The organism is Vibrio sp. SCSIO 43155 (assembly GCF_023716605.1).
In the GTDB taxonomy this organism is placed as follows: Bacteria; Pseudomonadota; Gammaproteobacteria; order Enterobacterales; family Vibrionaceae; genus Vibrio; species Vibrio harveyi.
Window position 1 is genome coordinate 1,367,857 of the sequence record NZ_CP071852.1, and the last position, 15,637, is coordinate 1,383,493.

General features: G+C 44.0%; 15 protein-coding genes. 11 read left to right on the top strand and 4 right to left on the bottom strand.

What is annotated here, in order from left to right:
• Positions 1-873 carry a LysR family transcriptional regulator gene (locus J4N44_RS06300; protein WP_005450739.1) on the bottom strand — a complete coding sequence of 291 codons (873 nt, stop codon included), beginning with the start codon at positions 871-873 and terminating at the stop codon, positions 1-3.
• Between the two features lie 89 nt (positions 874-962).
• On the opposite strand from J4N44_RS06300, the gene J4N44_RS06305 reads away from it, so the two are divergent.
• Positions 963-1,385, top strand: a complete 423-nt coding sequence (locus J4N44_RS06305; RefSeq protein ID WP_005450737.1) for a PACE efflux transporter — start codon at positions 963-965, stop codon at positions 1,383-1,385.
• 87 nt (positions 1,386-1,472) lie between these two features.
• Here the strand turns inward: J4N44_RS06305 and J4N44_RS06310 are convergent, their stop codons facing one another.
• Positions 1,473-1,709 (bottom strand): TIGR02647 family protein, encoded by a 237-nt coding sequence (locus J4N44_RS06310; protein WP_005430269.1) that lies wholly within the window; start codon positions 1,707-1,709, stop codon positions 1,473-1,475.
• 299 nt (positions 1,710-2,008) lie between these two features.
• Between J4N44_RS06310 and focA the strand changes: the two genes are divergently transcribed.
• Positions 2,009-2,869, top strand: a complete 861-nt coding sequence (gene focA, locus J4N44_RS06315) for a formate transporter FocA (RefSeq protein WP_005450735.1) — start codon at positions 2,009-2,011, stop codon at positions 2,867-2,869.
• Positions 2,870-2,932: 63 nt separating this feature from the next.
• Here focA and J4N44_RS06320 read toward each other — a convergent pair whose 3' ends face one another.
• Together J4N44_RS06320 and J4N44_RS06325 are read right to left on the bottom strand one after the other, a co-directional pair.
• Positions 2,933-3,070, bottom strand: coding sequence for a hypothetical protein (locus J4N44_RS06320; protein ID WP_005450732.1), 138 nt, complete (start codon positions 3,068-3,070; stop codon positions 2,933-2,935).
• Positions 3,071-3,319: 249 nt separating this feature from the next.
• A complete protein-coding gene (locus J4N44_RS06325) occupies positions 3,320-4,120 on the bottom strand; it encodes an ABC transporter permease (protein ID WP_005450730.1) in 801 nt (266 codons plus the stop codon).
• Between the two features lie 464 nt (positions 4,121-4,584).
• Between J4N44_RS06325 and torE the strand changes: the two genes are divergently transcribed.
• The 9 genes from torE (at position 4,585) to J4N44_RS06370 (ending at position 15,571) form a co-directional block, all read left to right on the top strand.
• The gene (gene torE, locus J4N44_RS06330) at positions 4,585-4,764 is read left to right on the top strand and encodes a trimethylamine N-oxide reductase system protein TorE (RefSeq protein ID WP_005450728.1); all 180 of its coding nucleotides are present in this window, start codon (positions 4,585-4,587) and stop codon (positions 4,762-4,764) included.
• A 50-nt stretch (positions 4,765-4,814) separates the two neighbouring features.
• On the top strand, positions 4,815-5,999 hold the full coding sequence (gene torC / locus J4N44_RS06335; RefSeq protein ID WP_005450726.1) for a pentaheme c-type cytochrome TorC: 1,185 nt from the start codon (positions 4,815-4,817) through the stop codon (positions 5,997-5,999).
• A 25-nt stretch (positions 6,000-6,024) separates the two neighbouring features.
• On the top strand, positions 6,025-8,487 hold the full coding sequence (gene torA, locus J4N44_RS06340; RefSeq protein ID WP_005450724.1) for a trimethylamine-N-oxide reductase TorA: 2,463 nt from the start codon (positions 6,025-6,027) through the stop codon (positions 8,485-8,487).
• Between the two features lie 198 nt (positions 8,488-8,685).
• Positions 8,686-10,428 (top strand): glycoside hydrolase family 36 protein, encoded by a 1,743-nt coding sequence (locus tag J4N44_RS06345; protein WP_252044974.1) that lies wholly within the window; start codon positions 8,686-8,688, stop codon positions 10,426-10,428.
• 148 nt (positions 10,429-10,576) lie between these two features.
• Entirely contained in the window at positions 10,577-11,485 is a 909-nt protein-coding gene (locus tag J4N44_RS06350; protein ID WP_005450720.1) for a metal ABC transporter substrate-binding protein, read from the top strand.
• Positions 11,485-12,339: a manganese/iron ABC transporter ATP-binding protein gene (locus J4N44_RS06355; protein WP_005450718.1), complete on the top strand. Its 855-nt coding sequence runs from the start codon at positions 11,485-11,487 to the stop codon at positions 12,337-12,339. Before J4N44_RS06350 ends, J4N44_RS06355 begins: the two co-directional genes overlap by 1 nt.
• 13 nt (positions 12,340-12,352) lie before the next feature.
• The gene (locus tag J4N44_RS06360) at positions 12,353-13,261 is read left to right on the top strand and encodes a metal ABC transporter permease (protein ID WP_239923820.1); all 909 of its coding nucleotides are present in this window, start codon (positions 12,353-12,355) and stop codon (positions 13,259-13,261) included.
• Positions 13,254-14,108, top strand: coding sequence for a metal ABC transporter permease (locus J4N44_RS06365; protein ID WP_005450714.1), 855 nt, complete (start codon positions 13,254-13,256; stop codon positions 14,106-14,108). Before J4N44_RS06360 ends, J4N44_RS06365 begins: the two co-directional genes overlap by 8 nt.
• A gap of 557 nt (positions 14,109-14,665) precedes the next feature.
• Positions 14,666-15,571 (top strand): manganese-dependent inorganic pyrophosphatase, encoded by a 906-nt coding sequence (locus J4N44_RS06370; protein ID WP_005450712.1) that lies wholly within the window; start codon positions 14,666-14,668, stop codon positions 15,569-15,571.
• The last annotated feature ends 66 nt before the right edge of the window (positions 15,572-15,637 follow it).

Sequence of the window (15,637 nt, forward strand, 5' to 3'; positions counted from 1 at the left end):
CTACTCAAACAGGGTTTGTAACTCTAATCTGGCTTGTTGATGCAGGGGATCGGAATGCCATTTCTGATGTTGTATCAAATCAATGTTGACTTGCCATGCCAGTTTTGTGAATTCTTCGCCAAGTTTCACTAAGGTATTTGGTGCGTAAGACACCAAATGTTCAGGAAGAAAGCACCAGCCAAATCCCTTGTTCGCCAGTTCTAATAATATGTAGTAATCATCAGCGTACCAGATATCTGGGCTAAACGCCTGATTAAGACCGCTCACGTCTTCATTCTTTGAACGGATTACCAGTTGACGATGTTGCTTTAGCTCGTCGATGTTTCGGATTGGCTGTATTGCTAAAGGGTGTTGTGATGAAACAAACACATCAAAACCAATATGCCCTAGGTTAGATAAATCAACATTCTTAGGCATTTGTAAGTCACTTAAGATGATGCCCGTTGTCGCACGTTCTGATTTAATTAGTTCAATAATGTCAGGGCTGGATGCGGTCAAGCATTCCACCTGTAGACTTGGGAACTTTTTTTCTAAATTTTTCAATGCAATCGGGAGGCGGGTGAGCGGAATCCCTTCGTCAACAGCAAGGACAAGCTTGGTTGCAGGGCTGGAAAAAAGTTGAGACGCTTTATTATTCAGTCGGTCAAGTTGGCTAAGCGTTGCAAGTGCGTAAGGCATTAACTCATGACCTTTCTCCGTCAGTTTTGGATAACGACCAGTTCGATCAAAAAGGTCCACGCCGCAATCAAGTTCCATGTTCATGATGTGCTGACTGATCACCGATTGTGCTCGTCCAAGCTTACGGGCTGCTGCGGAGAAAGAACCTGCTTCTGATGTAGTGGCGAAAGCTTGTAGTTGTTCAATAGTAAACATATCGTTTTAACCGATGGTATCTAACTTTTACTTATCTTAATGATAGATAAAATGCCAGTCATTGAGTAGAACTATTTAGGTAAAACATCATGACTCGTAACGAACGTATCTTTCACGCTGTACTATTTGAAATGATTGCATTGGCGATCATTATTCCTGCTGCTTCTTTAATAACAGGGAAGGGATCCAGTGACTTAGCAGTGGTGGGTATTGGTCTGAGTCTTTACACCGTAGTTTGGAACTACATTTATAACTTGTACTTTGACAAGTGGTTTGGTCCAAACCGTGAAGAGCGCAGTCTAGCGATGCGCATTGGTCACACTTTGGGGTTTGAAGGTGGATTAATCTTCTTGTCTATTCCGGTGATCGCGTGGTTTTTGGAAATCACTCTGCTACAGGCATTAGCGTTAGAAGCGGGCTTCTTAATTTTCTTCTTATTTTATGCAACGGGCTTTAACTGGGCGTATGATAAAATTCAACCATTTGGAAAAATGAGAAAGCTCATTGCTTAATATAGTGAGTCTAGATAAATTTAATTATCAAAAAAGCCACCGTTGCGGTGGCTTTTTTAATTCCGATACTGGTTTATTTAAATATCGTTATTCAGCAGAAAGGACTCGAAGAATTTTATCTGCGTGTTCTGCAACTTCGATACCTTCGTCAGTTAGATAACCGCCATCAGGTTGTGTACATAGTTGTTTTTCGTACAGACGAGCAACGGCTGCCTGCATTTCTTCAGAAGCTTCTTTGTGGACTTTGATGCCTGTTGCTGCGCTGCTTAAATCGAATTGAAGAAGTAGGTTCAGTTCGGCGATATGGTCAGCTGAATATTTCATAGGTAATTCCTTCGTACTTTTTTATCCAAGCTAGTCTGAAAACTAAGGTTGAGCAATAGAAAACCCTTAGAAATGTTAAGTGTAGCGCTATAGCTCTGATATAACGCGGAAATTTTATTCTACGGTAAACATTTGACCCAAATATTAATAATGGTTAGGACAATAACTCATAGTTGAATTTTATCGATTACTCTCTCAACAACAACAAATTTGGTAAACATGAAAAATAGCCCTTGAAAAAGTCTGGAAATGGAGCGATTATCCGCGCCTCGTTAATTGTTTCTAAATGTTACACTTCCATGAACTTCAATCAGTTTGACTCATTATTACCACCTCAGGCTGCTGAACGTGCCGCCGAAGTAGGTGTTGGCAAAGCAACTAAAGCTCCAATGAAATCTTTCCTGTTGGCAATTTCAGCAGGTCTTCACATTGGTATCGCTTTTATTTTTTATACAACCGTAACCACAGGTGCTGGTGATCTTCCATGGGGCATTACACGTCTTATTGGTGGTTTGGCATTCAGTCTTGGTCTGATCTTAGTGGTAGTAACCGGCGGCGAGCTTTTTACTAGCTCAGTTCTTACGCTGGTGGCACGTGCAAGCGGCAAGATTTCATGGAAAGCCTTAATGAAAAACTGGCTGGTTGTGTACTTCGGTAACATGGTTGGTGCGGTTTTGCTTGTTGTGTGTATGCTGATCACCAAACAGTACATGTTCGACGGTGGTCAAGTGGGCTTGAATGCGATGGCCATTTCGCAGCACAAACTGCATCATGGCTTTTTCCAAGCTGTCGCGCTGGGCATTATGTGTAACGTTTTGGTATGTATCGCAGTTTGGATGACGTTCAGTGGTCGCACATTGACTGATAAAATCGCCGTAATGATCTTGCCGGTAGCTATGTTCGTTTCTGCTGGCTTTGAGCACTGTATCGCTAACATGTTCCAAGTACCAATGGCGATCGGTATTAAATACTTCGCACCTGAATCGTTTTGGCAAATGACAGGTGCAAACATTGCAGATTACGCGGATCTAAACATGATGGGATTCTTAGTGAACAACCTAATCCCTGTGACAATCGGTAATATCATCGGTGGTGGTGTCTTCGTTGGCATGTGGTATTGGATGATTTATCTACGTGATGAAGACAAGCATCTGAAATAACTTTTAAAAAAGGCAAGCTAAATGGCTTGCCTTTCTTTTATCTAAACTTCGCTCAACCGATGTTTAAACCAATTCTTCGTTGATGCCATATTCGTTTGGAATCCAATGAGACGTCATTTCTACCGGTTCCTGAGTCAGCCAATCAACGGGCGAATCTGACTGCAACTCATCGAAGTTTTCTCGTACGGCTAACCTATCCATGGTGCTCTCCCTATGTCGTTTAATTGCACTTTAGAAGAGTAAGATGACGGTTCAATGACCAATCAGTGACCATTAAATTTCGCAGTGTACAGTGGTCTCAAAGTTGCGCTTATGTTTCTGGTTGCTTATGGGTTTTCGGGGTTTATCCACATTTTCTGTGGATAACCTGTCTCAAAGATCGTGAGTATCTTTTTTGATCGAGAAAAATTCATAAAATGAGACGCTTATGTGATGACGAAGTGACCGGTTTTATGTTTTTTCCTTGTTGATAAACTTCACTTTAATACGTCCTTCTTTGGTTTGTACACAACTTAGTGTCATCTCTAAAGTGATCGCTACAGACACACTGAGCATGACAAAAATCGCCAGCATAATAACCAATTGATACTTGATGGCGACCATCGGGCTAGCACCACCTAAGATCTGACCTGTCATCATACCAGGGAGCGTCACCAAGCCTGTTGTCGCCATAGAAGCAAGAATTGGCGCAAGGGATTTGCGAAGGGCTTCTTGAAGAAAAGGGAAGGAGGCATACCTAGGAGCGGCTCCCAATGAGATGGCTGCCTCGTACTCTGACTTGCGTTGTTCGAAAGCGGTGAATAAGTTCTGCAACGCGACAATATTGCTGCTTAAGCTATTGCCTAACAGCATGCCTGCTAACGGAATCATGTATTGGGCATTGTAGAATGGTTCTGGCTTTACGAGACCTAAAGTGATAGCGGCAAGAAGAGGGACTAGACTGCAAGACAAGCCAGTAATCAGTGGGAGCATGAGTGGTTTCTTCGGAAGATTAGCTTTGCCCACAATTGAGCTTGCTCCGACGACAACCATAATGGATAACCACAGTAAATTTACGAGTAAGCTATTTAGCTTAAAAAGGTATTCCAGATACACACCAACCAAAATGAGTTGCACTGTCATTCGCGCAACACTCATCGCTGTATCTTTCGCAATTCCTAATTTATAGCGAGCATTGATGGTGAGTGGAACAATAAGAATCAAACTAAAAAGTGCAAGCTCAAACCAATTTATATCGACAACTTGATTCATAAACCTTCTCCCAAAATCAATGCTTTGATTCTAACGAAGTGGCATAGGTTTATGAATTGCTAAGCTCTGTTTTTTCGCAATCTCATCGACAAAATGATCGCTAAGACTTCGTGAAGTTTTCTTAACATAAAGATCACAAAGTATTGTCTTTAGTCGAAAAAATAGCGATTTAGTAGCACGAAAAAATCCATAAAAATGTAAACAAAGTTAATCTCATGTTGTATTCTTAACATGTTTGCAAAAGACTTATTTTTTCACATCTATTAATATTCTTTCACAAAGAATATCAATCAAACACATCTCTGGATGAGCTCAAAAAAGTGTTGGATAACAAGGGCTGGAGCGTCAGATTTGATTGAACCTTACTATTAGTATGGTCTAACATTTTCCAATAGAGATTGTAAAAAACTTAAGCTTGGTAACGCAGGCTTTTCAATAACACTAGATACAAAATAGGCAAATGTATGAGTGATGTTAACAAAATTGAGAGTGGTGAAAAACGCTCCCTGGAGTGGAAGTCTTTCCTCTTCATTGCAGTTGTTCTCTTCCCAATTCTGAGTGTGGCTTTCGTAGGTGGCTACGGATTTATCGTTTGGGCACTACAAGTGTTCTTCTTTGGTCCTCCAGGCGCACACGGCATGTAAGCCAGTGAGCTCACAACCACACTTTTGAAAAGATTTTAAGAGAGCAAATAATGAAATCATTAATCATTAAACTGTGGCGTACGATGACGCGCCCGGCAGTTCATATCAGCCTTGGCGTGCTGACTATGGGCGGTTTCATCGCTGGTGTTATTTTCTGGGGTGGTTTTAACACCGCACTAGAAGCAACCAACACAGAAGAATTCTGTATTAGCTGTCACACTATGCGTGACAACGTATACGTTGAACTGCAAGACACGGTTCACTGGAAAAACCACTCTGGTGTTCGTGCTACATGTCCTGACTGTCACGTTCCACACAACTGGACAGATAAGATCGCTCGTAAAATGCAAGCATCTAAAGAAGTATTTGCACAAGTATTTGGCAACTACGACGAACCGGGTGTTTTCGAAGAGCGCCGTATCGAACTTGCTAAACACGAATGGGATCGTTTCTCTGCAAACAAATCTCTAGAGTGTAAAAACTGTCACAACTACGATTCTATGGACTTCGAGCAAATGTCTCCAACGGCTCGTATCCAAATGAAACAAGCAGCTGAGAAAGACCAAAGCTGTGTTGACTGTCACAAAGGTATCGCACACAACCTGCCAGCAGGTATGGACAGCATTGGTGGTATCGTTGGTGACCTTGAAGGTATGACTTCAAACACTGACTACGGTGTAGGTCAACAACTTGTAAGTGTTCGTCACCTACCAATCTACTTCGACGATAAAGGTGCTAAAGAAGCAGGTCTTCTAAACCCTGCATCGACTGTTAAAGTTCTTGAAGAGAAAGGCGACTACGTTGAAGTTGAAATCGATGGCTGGCGTAAAGCGAAAGGCTTCGGTCGTGTAATTCAAGAAGACTTCGGTAAGAACATCGCAGTAGCATCACTACTAAAAGAAGCATCAACAGACGCTAACGTTGTGACTGCTGGTGAGAAGAAAGTTGATGAGCTAACAGGTCTTCCTTGGGAGAAAGTAGCTGCGAAAGTATGGATCAAGAAAGAATCTATGCTGAACGACATCAACCCTGTATGGGAAAAATCAAAAGAAGCTTACAAAACTAACTGTTCTGTATGTCACACACAACCTGCTGAAGCGCACTTCGATGCGAACACATGGCCAGGTATGTTCGATGGTATGCTAGCGTTCGTTAACCTAGATACAGACAGTGAAGCACTGATCTTGAAGTACCTACAGAAGCACTCTTCAGATTATGCTGAAGGTCACCACTAATAAGCGTCGGATTGGAGTAAATTAAATGGCTATTACACGAAGAAGTTTTCTTAAAGGTGTAGCAACCACAAGTGCAGCGTCAGTTATCGGTCCAAGCTTATTGGCTTCAGCATCTGCAAACGCAGCTGAGACTACTGGTACTTGGAAAGTAACAGGTTCACACTGGGGCGCGTTCCGCGCCCACATCTACGCGGGTAAAGTTCAAGAGATCAAACCGCTAGAACTAGACCAGAACCCAACAGAAATGTTGAACGGCATCAAGGGCATCATCTACAGCCCATCACGTGTTCGTTACCCAATGGTTCGTCTAGATTGGCTGAAGAAGCACAAATACAGCGCTGAGACGCGCGGTAACAACCGTTTCATCCGTGTAACTTGGGATGAAGCTCTAGACCTGTTCTACCGTGAGCTAGAACGTGTTCAGAAAGAATACGGACCATGGGCTCTACACGCAGGTCAAACTGGTTGGAACCAAACTGGTGCGTTCAACAACTGTACGGCACACATGCAACGTGCTGTAGGTATGCACGGTAACTTCATCACTAAAGTAGGTGACTACTCGACTGGTGCAGGTCAAACCATCATGCCTTACGTACTTGGTTCAACAGAAGTTTATGCACAAGGTACGTCTTGGTCTGAAATTCTAGAGAACTCAGACAACATCATTCTTTGGGCAAATGACCCAGTGAAAAACCTGCAAGTAGGTTGGAACTGTGAAACGCATGAATCTTTCAACTACCTAGCGCAGTTGAAGGAAAAAGTAGCGAAAGGCGAGATCAATGTTCTTTCTGTAGACCCAGTTAAGAACAAGACTCAACGTTACCTAGAGAACGATCACCTATACATTAACCCGCTAACAGACGTAGCATTCATGCTTGCTGTTGCGCACGTACTGTACAACGAAGACCTATACGACAAGAAGTTTATTGAAACTTACTGTCTAGGTTTCGAAGACTTCATCAAGTACGTTCAAGGTGAAACGAAAGATAAAGTTGTTAAGACACCTGAGTGGGCTGCTCCTATCTGTGGCGTGAAAGCGGACAAGATTCGTGAATTCGCACGCATGCTAGTGAACGGTCGTACACAAATCCTTATGGGTTGGTGTATCCAACGTCAAGAGCACGGTGAGCAACCATACTGGGCAGCAGCAGTAGTTGCAGCAATGGTTGGTCAAATTGGTCTGCCTGGCGGTGGTATCTCTTACGGTCACCACTACTCAAGTATCGGTGTACCTTCAACTGGTTTCGCGGGTCCTGGTGGTTTCCCTCGTAACCTAGATACTGGTATGAAGCCGAAGTGGGACAACAACGACTTTAACGGTTACAGCCGTACCATCCCTGTTGCTCGTTGGATCGACTGTCTGCTAGAACCAGGCAAAGAGATCAACTACAACGGTGGTAAAGTTAAACTTCCAGACTTCAAGATGATGGTGATCTCGGGTTGTAACCCATGGCACCACCACCAAGATCGTAACCGCATGAAGCAAGCGTTCCAGAAGCTACAAACAGTAGTAACGGTTGAGTTCGCTTGGACTGCAACGTGTCGTTTCTCTGATATCGTGCTTCCAGCATGTACTCAGTGGGAACGTAACGACATCGACGTGTACGGTTCTTACTCGAACAAAGGTCTGATTGCTATGCATCGTCTAGTGGACCCATTGTTCCAATCTAAGCCAGACTTCCAAATCATGAGTGAACTGACTCAACGCTTTGGTCGTCGCGACGAGTACACTCGTGGCATGAGCGAGATGGAATGGATCCGCAGCCTGTACAACGATTGTAAGAAAGCGAACGACGGTAAGTTCGAAATGCCAGAATTTGATGAGTTCTGGGAGAAGAGCGTACTAGACTTCGGTCAAGGTAAGCCTTGGGTTCGTCACGCTGACTTCCGTCAAGATCCAGAAATCAACCCACTGGGTACACCTTCTGGTTTCATCGAGATCACTTCTCGTAAGATCGGTCGTTACGGTTACGAACACTGTCAAGAACACCCTATGTGGTTCGAGAAATCAGAACGTTCACACGGTGGTCCTGGCTCTGACAAACACCCGTACTGGCTACAGTCTTGCCACCCAGACAAGCGTCTGCACTCTCAGATGTGTGAATCTGAGGACTTCCGTGCAACTTACGCTGTTCAAGGTCGTGAGCCTGTATACATCAACCCGGCTGATGCAAAAGCGAAAGGCATCAAAGACGGTGACTTGGTACGCGTATTTAACGATCGTGGTCAGCTTCTTGCTGGTGCTGTACTTACTGACAGCTACCCACGTGGTGTTATCCGTATCGAAGAAGGTGCGTGGTACGGTCCTCTAAACGAGAAAGTAGGTGCAATCTGTACTTACGGTGACCCTAACACTCTAACTCAAGATATCGGTTCTTCTGAGCTAGCACAGGCGACTTCTGCGAATACATGTATCGTAAACTTCGAGAAGTTCACTGGTAAAGTTCCACCAGTTACTTCATTCGGTGGTCCAATCGAAGTTGCTTAATCAGAGCACTAAGCTTTAAATAAAATACCAGCCTTCGGGCTGGTATTTTTTTGACCAAATTTCAGTGAGCATTCTCTCAATACCGAGTTTGGGCTTGCTCAAGAGCAACAGATTCGTGACGTCGATAACGAATTGAGCAGCAGAAGCGGAGGATAATGAGCCAAACTAAACAATAATAATCAAGTGAGTAGATTTTCTATGGCTCAGACCATTCAATTGGCCAATCATACTGAGATCTCAGTAAGTGATAACGATCTTCAATTCGAAATCGTCGGCAACCAAATTCACTTTTCTTTTGCCGGGATACACAATAAAACCTTTACTGACCGTGAAGTCTTGTTTCAAATGCCTTTTCTCTATGAGCAAGGCGCAACCGTTATCGGTGATGGCTTCCAAATGTTGGCACAGACCAGCGGTACCATTTCTCAACCTATCGACATTGGTCGTTGCCCCGATAACAACAATTCCTACCGTATTTACCCTGAGAGCGCACCAAAGCGTTACTACAACTATTTAGTTGTAGAAGACTCTGCAGGTTACACCTTATTTGGTTTCACTACTTGCCGTCGCTTTGCTGGTTACTTTGAGGTGAAGCAACATGGTGAACATTGGGTACTTTCAGCAGCAATCGATGGTGAAAGAACGCAAGTTGCAGACTGGGAACATAACCATCTTGAATCGGTTGTTGTGTTACGTGGGAGTTCGTTATCTGAGCTGTATCAAGAATACAGTGAGATGATTGCAGAACATCACCCTGCACGTAACGGAGTAATGCAAGACGCTCCGGTTGGTTGGTGCTCTTGGTATGCCTACTACGCGGACGTGACCGAAGGCAACATTTTGGAAAACGTGGAATGTATGCAAGACAACCTGGCTGAGCTCGAATGGGTACTGCTAGATGATGGCTACCAAGCATTTATGGGAGATTGGCTAACGCCTTCAGATAAGTTCTCTGGTGGTGTAAAAGAGCTGATTCATAACATTCGTGCAAAAGGTAAAAAACCAGCCATTTGGATGGCACCATTCATTGCCCAGCCAGAATCAGAAATCTTCAAAAAGCATCCCGATTGGTTTGTGCGTCACGAAGACGGAGAGCTTCTGAAAGCTGAAGATGTCACCTATGGTGGTTGGCGTTGTACACCTTGGTACATTCTCGATACTTCAAACCCTGAAGTCCAAGATCACTTAACTCACGTCGTATCTGTCATGCGCGAAGAGTGGGGTGTTGAGCTATTCAAATTAGACGCAAACTATTGGGGCACTTTAAAAGGTAAGCGCAGTCAATCGGGCGTAACCGGTGTAGAAGCCTACCGTATGGGTATGGAAGCGATCGCTAAAGGGGCAGGAGATGCATGGCTATTGGGTTGTAACGCACCAATGTGGCCTTCTTTGGGCTTAGTCGATGCCATGCGTGTGTCTGACGATGTAGAGCGCCATAGTCATCGCTTTGAGCAAATTGCCAAAGAGACCTTCTTCCGCAGTTGGCAGCATCGCAAGTTATGGCAAATCGACCCAGATTGCGCAACGTTCACTTCATTACCTAACCAAGCAGCCTCGCGTGAAGATTATCAATTCCATCGTAACGTGCTGCTAGCGTGTGGCGGTCTACTACTTTCCGGTGACCCTCTACCAGAAATCACCCCATTTGCGAGTAAGACGCTAGCGAAACTGATGCTGCGTCAACGCCGTAATCAAGAATCGGCTAAGTTTACCGCATTAGGTTTGAACCATGCTTTTCTGCCACTAACATCTAAGAATGATCTGCACTGTTTGTTTAACTACGCGAACGATGATGCGACAGAATTTACGCTTACCGCAGACCAACCAACAGATTGGTATGATTACTGGACCGGGGAGAAGCTCAATCAAGAGCCATGTCAGTTATTGCTAGTCAGCTTAGATAAAGGGTTAAATGCTAAGGCTGTCGTGACAGCAATGTAATTGGAAAAGTGAGCCAATCTCGTCCTTTTCAGAAATAAAGGCTAAAATTACTGTAAATGATAACTATTATCATTTACAGTAATGCTAATGAAAGGTAGAATCCTTCTATCTTTTCAAAGTAACTATTTGCCTTCTGGAGAAAACAGGGATGAGATTAAAAATTGGCTCTTTTGCCAAACCTGCGGTTGTACTTTTGTCTATGATGTCACTTGGATTAAGCACGGCAGCAATGGCAGCCGAGAAATTTAAAGTAGTGACAACTTTCACCATTATCGCGGATATGGCTCAAAACGTAGCTGGTGATGCGGCTGTTGTTGAGTCGATTACTAAACCTGACGCTGAGATTCACAACTATCAAGCGACCCCTGGTGATATTCGACGCGCTCAAGGCGCGGATCTTATTCTGTACAATGGTTTGAACCTAGAACTGTGGTTCAAAAAGTTCTTCAAAAATCTTCATGATGTGCCAAGTGTGATTGTGACCGAGGGTGTGCAGCCGATGAGCATCGCTCAAGGTCCTTACAGTGGCAAACCTAATCCCCATGCTTGGATGTCTCCAAGTGATGCTCTGATATACGTCGATAATATTCGTGATGCACTCGTGAAATACGACAGTGTTAATGCAAAGACTTACCAAAAGAATGCTGAAGCATACAAAAAGCAGATCATGGATATGGTTCAGCCTATTCGTGAAAAAGTGGCTCAAATCCCAGAAGACAAACGTTGGTTGGTAACAAGTGAAGGGGCATTCAGCTATTTGGCTCGAGACTTCGGTCTTAAAGAACTCTACCTATGGCCAATCAATGCAGACTCGCAAGGTACGCCACAACAAGTTAAACGCGTTATTGATGAAGTTCGTGCAAATCAGATCTCTGCGGTATTCAGTGAAAGCACGGTATCGGCAAAGCCAGCACAGCAGGTTGCGCGTGAAACAGGGGCTAAATATGCAGGTGTCTTGTACGTGGATTCATTGAGCAGTAAAAACGGTCCAGTGCCAACCTTCTTAGACTTACTGAAAGTGACTTCAAACACAATCGCAGAGGGTCTAGAACAGTAATGGCAGGAATTAAAGTATCAGACATTAGTGTCACTTATCGCAACGGTCATACCGCGCTATATGATGCAAGTTTTTCTCTTCCAAAAGGATCAATTACGGCTCTTGTTGGTGTGAATGGCAGCGGTAAGTCGACGTTATTCAAATCCATTATGGGGTTTGTACCGGTTAGCCAAGGATCGGTTGAGATCCTTGGTATGCCGGCAAAAAAAGCTCTAAAACAGAATGTTGTCGCGTACGTACCGCAAAGCGAAGAAATCGATTGGAACTTTCCTGTTCTGGTTGAAGATGTTGTCATGATGGGGCGCTATGGTCATATGGGATTACTCCGCATTCCAAAGCAAACCGATCATGACATGGTGACGGCTGCACTTGATCGCGTGAACATGACCGCGTTTAGAAAACGCCAAATAGGTGAACTTTCTGGCGGACAAAAGAAACGTGTTTTTCTTGCGCGCGCATTGGCGCAAGAGAGTGACGTTATTTTGTTGGATGAACCTTTTACTGGTGTCGACGTTCAAACGGAAGAACAAATCATGGCGTTGCTGCGTGACTTACGTGATGAGGGCAAAGTCATGCTGGTATCCACGCACAATTTAGGTAGTGTGCCAGATTTTTGTGACCGCACCGTATTGATCAATCGAACTGTGCTTGCTTCCGGGATGACTAGCGAAATCTTCACTCCCGAAAACCTCGAACTTGCGTTTGGTGGCGTCCTTCGACACTTCATCCTTGGCGGTAAAGATCTTCATGAAGATGATGATGAGCGTAAGTTGACAGTATTGTCTGACCACGAACGTCCAGTTGTTATGTATGGTGAGCAGCAAGCTGTTCCGGTTTCGCGTCCAGACAAGTAAGGAGTTCATTTTTATGGATTATTTACTCGAACCTTTTGACTATGGCTACATGGTGAATGCCATGTGGGTGAGTGCATTGATTGGCGGTGTCTGCGGCTTTCTGTCGACTTACCTAATGTTGAAAGGCTGGTCACTCATTGGTGATGCACTTTCTCACTCGATCGTTCCTGGGGTTGCTGGTGCATATATGCTCGGCTTACCTTTTGCCTTTGGCGCGTTTTTGTCTGGTGGTCTTGCTGCCGCTGGAATGTTGTTCTTGAGCCAAAGAAGCAAATTAAAAGAAGATGCCATCATTGGTTTGATATTTACGTCTTTTTTTGGTCTGGGGTTATTTTTAGTTTCACTTTTCCCTGCCGCGGTGAATATTCAAACTATTGTATTAGGTAATGTGCTCGCCATCACGCCGACCGATACATTCCAGTTAGTTATTATTGGTGGTATCTCGCTTGCCGTTATGCTCGTCAAATGGAAAGACCTAATGGTGGTCTTTTTCGATGAGAACCATGCCAAGAGTGTCGGACTGAACCCGACCCGATTGAAAGTGTTGTTTTTTACGCTTCTAAGTGCATGTACTGTCGCAGCGTTGCAGACCGTTGGTGCTTTTTTGGTTATTGCGATGGTTGTTATTCCAGGGGCTACAGCGTATTTAATGACTGACCGATTTTCACGCGTGATTGTTTACGCTGTTGCAATTGGGTCTCTAAGTTCATTCGTTGGTGCCTACGTCAGTTACTACATTGATGGCGCGACTGGCGGGATCATCGTTTTACTGCAAACAGCTTGTTTCTTGATGGCATTTGTTTTCGCACCTAAGCATGGTCAAATTGCGATTAGACGTAAAAGCAAACAACAAATCGCAAAAAAGAATCGTGAATCAGCGTCTTCAATGCCTATGATGAATAAGGAGCACAAAAATGCTTGATACACTCCTTATGCCTTTTACCTTCACATTCATGCAGCAAGCATTCTTGATTGTTTTGCTTGTTTCAATTCCAACGGCTTTATTGTCTTGCTTCCTTGTATTGAAAGGTTGGTCGTTGATGGGGGACGCCATCGCGCACTCGATTCTTCCTGGTGTGGTGATTGCCTATATCCTTGCTATCCCTTACACCGTTGGCGCGTTTGCTGCGGGTATATTTTGTGCGCTTTCAACAGGCTACTTAAAAGAAAATAGCCGTATCAAAGAAGACACCATTATGGGCGTAGTCTTTTCTGCCATGTTCGCGCTTGGTCTCGTATTGATGACCAAAATCGAAGTAGGCGTCCACCTAGATCATATCTTGTTTGGTGATGCACTAGGTGTGAGTTGGGCGGACATCATTGAAGCCGCAATCGTCGCTTTACTTGTTGTGCTTTTTGCGGTGTTCAAAGGAAAAGATTTGTTAGTTTTCGTATTTGATTACCAACACGCGCAAGCAATTGGTCTGCCTGTTAAGTTTCTCCATTATGGTTTGCTTTCGTTACTATCGTTAGCCATTGTCGCTGCACTTAAGGCTGTTGGGATGATCTTAGTTATCGCGATGCTGATTGCTCCCGGGGCAACTGCATTCTTACTAACGCGCCGTTTCCACAGCATGGTGTTGCTTGCCTTATGTATGTCACTGCTGAGTGCTTTTCTTGGTGTGTACTTGAGCTTTTTCATTGACAGTGCACCAGCGCCTACCATCATTCTCATCATGACGCTGAAGTTTATTATTGTCTTCTGCTACACCAGTTATAAAAATAGGAAAGTGGAGTTTAAATCTGGCGACACGATAGAACAGTTTTAAACCAGACTTTTTATCAAAGCCCAAGTATTGAATTGCTTGGGCTTTTTTCGTTGTCACTACTATACCCAAGTAACCTCGAGATGCTAGGTTCAGCGAGACTGACTTGGTTTGTAGACGCGGCGGCGATTTAAAGGTTTAGTGGGTCTAAATCAAGAATCGGCAACAAAGTATACAAGCCAAGGCCCTTATATTTGCAAAGAGCGCCCTTTGGGACGTGTCTTTGACTCGCTTTTTTAGTCAAACAAATGGCTGCGTCAAACAACTTGGAAAGAGCTGGTTATTACACTGCGTTGTTTTCCTTGCTCTCGAATCAATGACAACGCTCTGAATCCTGCATCTTGAAGTCACTTGGGTATAAACGACCTCTATTGAATGAATCCTGTGTGTTGTGCTTGTCGGGTGAATTTATTGAGTCTTTTTTACGTTTTGAAATTAGGACAAAAGCAAAATTTCAGGTAAAGTAACCGCCTTTGTGAGCAAACTCGCTTCCTTGGTGCAATTCGTTACGTAATTCACCCCGTTAGGAAGCCATCAAATTGACTTGAATAGGAAGAGACATGATTCTAGTTGTAGGTCATAAGAACCCAGACAGTGACAGTATTTGTAGTGCACTAGTTGCAACTGAACTTCTAAAGGCGCGTGGTGTTGAAGCAATGCCAATTCGTCAGGGCGAAATTAACCGTGAAACTCAGCACATCTTAGAAGTAGCTGGCGCAGAAGTTCCTGAGCTACGTACTTCAGTTGCGGGTGAAACAGTTTGGCTAGTAGATTACTCAGATCTAGCGCAAGCACCAGACGACATCGCTGAAGCTGAAATCGCGGGTATCGTTGACCACCACCGTCTAGGTGATGTGATGACAGTAAACCCAATGGAAGCATGGATCTGGCCTGTTGGTTGTACTAACACAGTACTATTCAACATGTTCAAGATTGAAGGTCACGAGATCACACCTCAAATCGCTAAGCTAATGATGTCAGCTATTCTATCTGACACTGTTGGTTTTGCTTCTCCAACTTGTACTCAAAAAGACAAAGACGCTGTTGCTGAACTAGCGGCAATCGCAGACGTGCAAGATGTTGACGCATTCACTAAAGATCTTCTAATTGCTAAGACAAACATCGAAGGTCTATCTGCTGCTGAGCTTGTTGAAAAAGACCTGAAAGGTTACCCATTCAACGGTCGTGACGTAGTTGTAGGTCAGGTTGAGCTTGCAACTCTTGAGCAAGTGGATGGCATGATCGATGCGCTAGAAGCTGATCTAGAGGCGCGTTGTGCAAACGACAACCTAGCATTCGCGGCAGTGATGCTAACAGACATCACTACTGCTCAAACTCGTCTTCTATACAAAGGTGAGTGGGCTGAGAAGCTTGTTAAGCATGAGAAAGATGGCATGCTAATGATGGAAAACACGCTAAGCCGTAAGAAGCAAGGTTGGCCTTGGCTTCAAACTGAGCTTGCGTAATTTCATTGTTACCAGTTTATACTTTAGATGCCCGCCCTTCGGTGGGCATTTTTCTATGGGAAATAG

Bases quoted from the DNA above. Each gene is read 5' to 3' on its own strand.
- J4N44_RS06325 (WP_005450730.1), bottom strand. From the start codon at position 4,120: ATGAATCAAGTTGTCGATATAAATTGGTTTGAGCTTGCACTTTTTAGT.
- J4N44_RS06350 (WP_005450720.1), top strand. From the start codon at position 10,577: ATGAGATTAAAAATTGGCTCTTTTGCCAAACCTGCGGTTGTACTTTTG.
- J4N44_RS06305 (WP_005450737.1), top strand. From the start codon at position 963: ATGACTCGTAACGAACGTATCTTTCACGCTGTACTATTTGAAATGATT.
- J4N44_RS06320 (WP_005450732.1), bottom strand. From the start codon at position 3,070: ATGGATAGGTTAGCCGTACGAGAAAACTTCGATGAGTTGCAGTCAGAT.
- J4N44_RS06355 (WP_005450718.1), top strand. From the start codon at position 11,485: ATGGCAGGAATTAAAGTATCAGACATTAGTGTCACTTATCGCAACGGT.
- torA (WP_005450724.1), top strand. From the start codon at position 6,025: ATGGCTATTACACGAAGAAGTTTTCTTAAAGGTGTAGCAACCACAAGT.
- J4N44_RS06365 (WP_005450714.1), top strand. From the start codon at position 13,254: ATGCTTGATACACTCCTTATGCCTTTTACCTTCACATTCATGCAGCAA.
- J4N44_RS06345 (WP_252044974.1), top strand. From the start codon at position 8,686: ATGGCTCAGACCATTCAATTGGCCAATCATACTGAGATCTCAGTAAGT.
- J4N44_RS06300 (WP_005450739.1), bottom strand. From the start codon at position 873: ATGTTTACTATTGAACAACTACAAGCTTTCGCCACTACATCAGAAGCA.
- torC (WP_005450726.1), top strand. From the start codon at position 4,815: ATGAAATCATTAATCATTAAACTGTGGCGTACGATGACGCGCCCGGCA.
- torE (WP_005450728.1), top strand. From the start codon at position 4,585: ATGAGTGATGTTAACAAAATTGAGAGTGGTGAAAAACGCTCCCTGGAG.
- J4N44_RS06370 (WP_005450712.1), top strand. From the start codon at position 14,666: ATGATTCTAGTTGTAGGTCATAAGAACCCAGACAGTGACAGTATTTGT.
- J4N44_RS06310 (WP_005430269.1), bottom strand. From the start codon at position 1,709: ATGAAATATTCAGCTGACCATATCGCCGAACTGAACCTACTTCTTCAA.
- focA (WP_005450735.1), top strand. From the start codon at position 2,009: ATGAACTTCAATCAGTTTGACTCATTATTACCACCTCAGGCTGCTGAA.
- J4N44_RS06360 (WP_239923820.1), top strand. From the start codon at position 12,353: ATGGATTATTTACTCGAACCTTTTGACTATGGCTACATGGTGAATGCC.